We start from the raw sequence: 2,679 nt of genomic DNA, 5'->3' as shown, positions 1-2,679 counted from the left end.
GCCGCCGTGCGGCTGCCGGTTACATACCGCCAATCCACCTTGATCTCCGCCAGCTTCTTTTCCAGCACTGTCAGAAATGTCAGCAGGCCGGGACGCGCTCCTTCAATCATGGAAATCAGCGGCTTGGTATTGATCAGTTTGACCTCTTTGAGCAGTCCCAGCACTTCATCGATCATGGCTTCGGCGCCGGCTTTCGTCCTGATCCGGCGCCGCCGGGCATCGTACGCGGTCAGGCTTTCATACAGATAACCGACGATCAGCTCAACCCAGTCAAAAGCCAGCAGGCGTTCGTCCAGTGCCGCGGCTTGCTGGCGGTGCTCGATCCGCGCCTGAATGCGGGCGCTATCGAGCAGGCGCGTGTGTTCGGTCCATCGGCGCGCCTGCTCCACTTGCTCCATCAGTTCGTAGCAGCGCGCCTCCTGGCCGCGCAGCCAACGGCCGATCTCCCGCTTGAAATGGAATACATCGTATTGATGCGCAATCTCCCGCGCACAATCGTTGACGCCTTTGCGCAGTCCGCTCGCCTGATCGGAAACCACGAATTCCAAGTTCGGATACTGTTCCAGCACCGCCTGCCAGGTTTCCCCCTTCCGATTCTCCGCCGCTTGCGGCACCGTCGCCAGAAAAGTCTGCGGATCGATCACGCACAGGATCGGTTGCCGGTGGCGAAACAGTTCATCAATCGCGGCTTCGTGTATCGCCTTCCGCAATTTCGGTTTTTGCAGAATGGACAGTGCCGCCGCGCCGGCCTTTTGTAACTGGCTGTTGACCCAACCCGCCGAGACCTGGCCGTCGTGGCCAAAGGCCGCCTCCAGGCAACGCACGATCTTGTCTTCCGAAACCGGACAGAGGGCCAGTTCCAGCAGTAAACGAAACCGATCCTGTCGCGGCTTCGCGCGTTCGATTGCCAGTTGCCCGGTCAACTGGTCGCAATCCGCTTCCAACTCCCGCACGCGATGCCGGAGGCGTGTGATCTCTTCCTGACGGTGATCCACTTCCTGGCGTCCGGCGGGGCGCCAGTCGAGCGCCTCCTTGACTCGCGCCGCTACGTCATAAACGAACTGGCGGCTGGTGCGGAACTCTTCCGCCAGGTGGCTCACCGTCCCGTACTCCTCGCTGAAACGCCAGTAGCGGCTGAAGATTTCCAACCGGTCCTCCAGCGTCAGGTCAGTGCGCGTGTACATAATTTGCCTCCTTGTGTTTGCTGCCCACCAACTGTTCCAGCCGGTGCAGGCAGGCTTTCGCTTCCCGGTACAAATCGGGCGTTTCGTTCTGTTTGATCGTCTTCATTCCGTTGAGCAAATCCAGGTACTTTTGCGTCTGCCGCAATGCCCGCCGCTGCTCGCGGTGCAAGGCGCTGTACCCGTTTTGCAGAAAGGCGCTGGCTTTGGCCAGCGATCCGCCTTCTTCCAGAAACAGGCTCATCGCTTCTTCGCCCGCCTGGCGCGCTTCTCGAAAGATGGCCGGCGCGTAAATGGGTTTGACCGTGTAGGTGTGCCCGCCTTCCTCGTAAGGTTGCGTGAATCGTCCCTCGACCAGCCACTTCAAGACCTGCGTCAGGGTAAAAGGCTGTTTTTGCGGACGCTCTTCATCCTTGTCGGTATAAATGACTCGCAACGAAGGCGCGAAGGTCACTTCCGGAATGATGCGCCGCACACCGCACAGGCCGACGAGGATGAGCAGCAAATCCCGCGAGCGCAGTTCCGGGTACGTCTCGGAAAATCGCCGCACCGCGCGGCCCGCGACGATCAGCGGCTCGATCTGCGGGCGGAATTTGCCGACCATCGTCGCCAGCAGGTCCGGGCCGTCGCGTTCGGCCACGGCCAGATACTCGGTCAATTGCGACAGCCCATCCCACGGCAGCGCATTCTCCAGATGGAACTTCGCGCGCAGTGCGCGTTCCTGCTCGGTCGGAATGCGCCCACCCAGTTGATGCACCGTCACGGCACGCCACTGCTGGTTTTGCGCGTCGGCGGCGTGCAGTTTGCGCAGCGCCGTAACGCGACGGTTGCCTTCCAGCACGCGAAAATCGGCGCTCACCAGCGGCGGCTGAAAAACGCCGTCGTTGCGCGTAATGGCGTCGAGCAGCGCCTGGAATTCGGGAAGCTGTTCCAGCACGGCGGCAATCTGTTTTTCGTTGGGCCGGGCGGGCAGGTCGTGCGCCAGGTAAGCGCTGTGCAGCCGTGGATTTTCCGGGTCGAGTTTGAGCCGGCTCAGTTCTACTTCGACTAAACGCACCCGCAGCCGCACGCCGTTCAAAGGCAGGGTCGTCATCGGTGTCCTCCGCGAAAAGAATTTGGGAATGAAAGCGGAGTATGAAAGTCAGGCAGCGGAAAGCGATGGCTGGCTTTGCTGCACCAGCCAGTCGAGATATTCGCCGCGCGAACGTGCGCCGCGCTCCTGATCGATGAACGCCAGCGTGTGTGGCTCGACCATCGTACTGAACTGCACGCGTTTGACCGGCCCCCGGGTTCTGCGCCCGGCGTTGGTGCGCACCCCGCCCGCCGGTTGCGGGAGGCGTAACCGCGGCTGGTCGGCTTGGAATTCGCGGTGCCTGCCGCAGCAGGCCGGACGCAACACCGCCAGCAAGTCCCCTCGTGACAGCGTCGCCAAATCCCCCAGCGTACGGCTGCTGAGCGCGCCCGCGAACTTCCCGTCGAGCCAGACATCCCAGCCCTG

3 protein-coding genes are annotated in these 2,679 nt (G+C 61.9%); all 3 read right to left on the bottom strand.

The genetic code is table 11. The annotated features are described in order from the left end of the window. A partial coding sequence (locus VES88_08605; protein HYN81549.1) for a hypothetical protein occupies window positions 1–1,184 on the bottom strand: 1,184 nt, incomplete at its 3' end. Then, window positions 1,168–2,274: a hypothetical protein gene (locus VES88_08600; protein ID HYN81548.1), complete on the bottom strand. Its 1,107-nt coding sequence runs from the start codon at window positions 2,272–2,274 to the stop codon at window positions 1,168–1,170. The genes VES88_08605 and VES88_08600, both read right to left, overlap by 17 nt. Before the next feature lie 48 nt (window positions 2,275–2,322). After that, window positions 2,323–2,679: hypothetical protein (locus VES88_08595; GenBank protein ID HYN81547.1), on the bottom strand; the 357-nt coding region annotated here is incomplete at its 5' end.

The organism is Gemmatimonadaceae bacterium (assembly GCA_035633115.1).
In the GTDB taxonomy this organism is placed as follows: Bacteria; Gemmatimonadota; Gemmatimonadetes; order Gemmatimonadales; family Gemmatimonadaceae; genus UBA4720.
This window is presented reverse-complemented; position numbering and strand designations above follow the sequence as displayed.

Bases quoted from the DNA above. Each gene is read 5' to 3' on its own strand.
- VES88_08600 (HYN81548.1), bottom strand. From the start codon at position 2,274: ATGACGACCCTGCCTTTGAACGGCGTGCGGCTGCGGGTGCGTTTAGTC.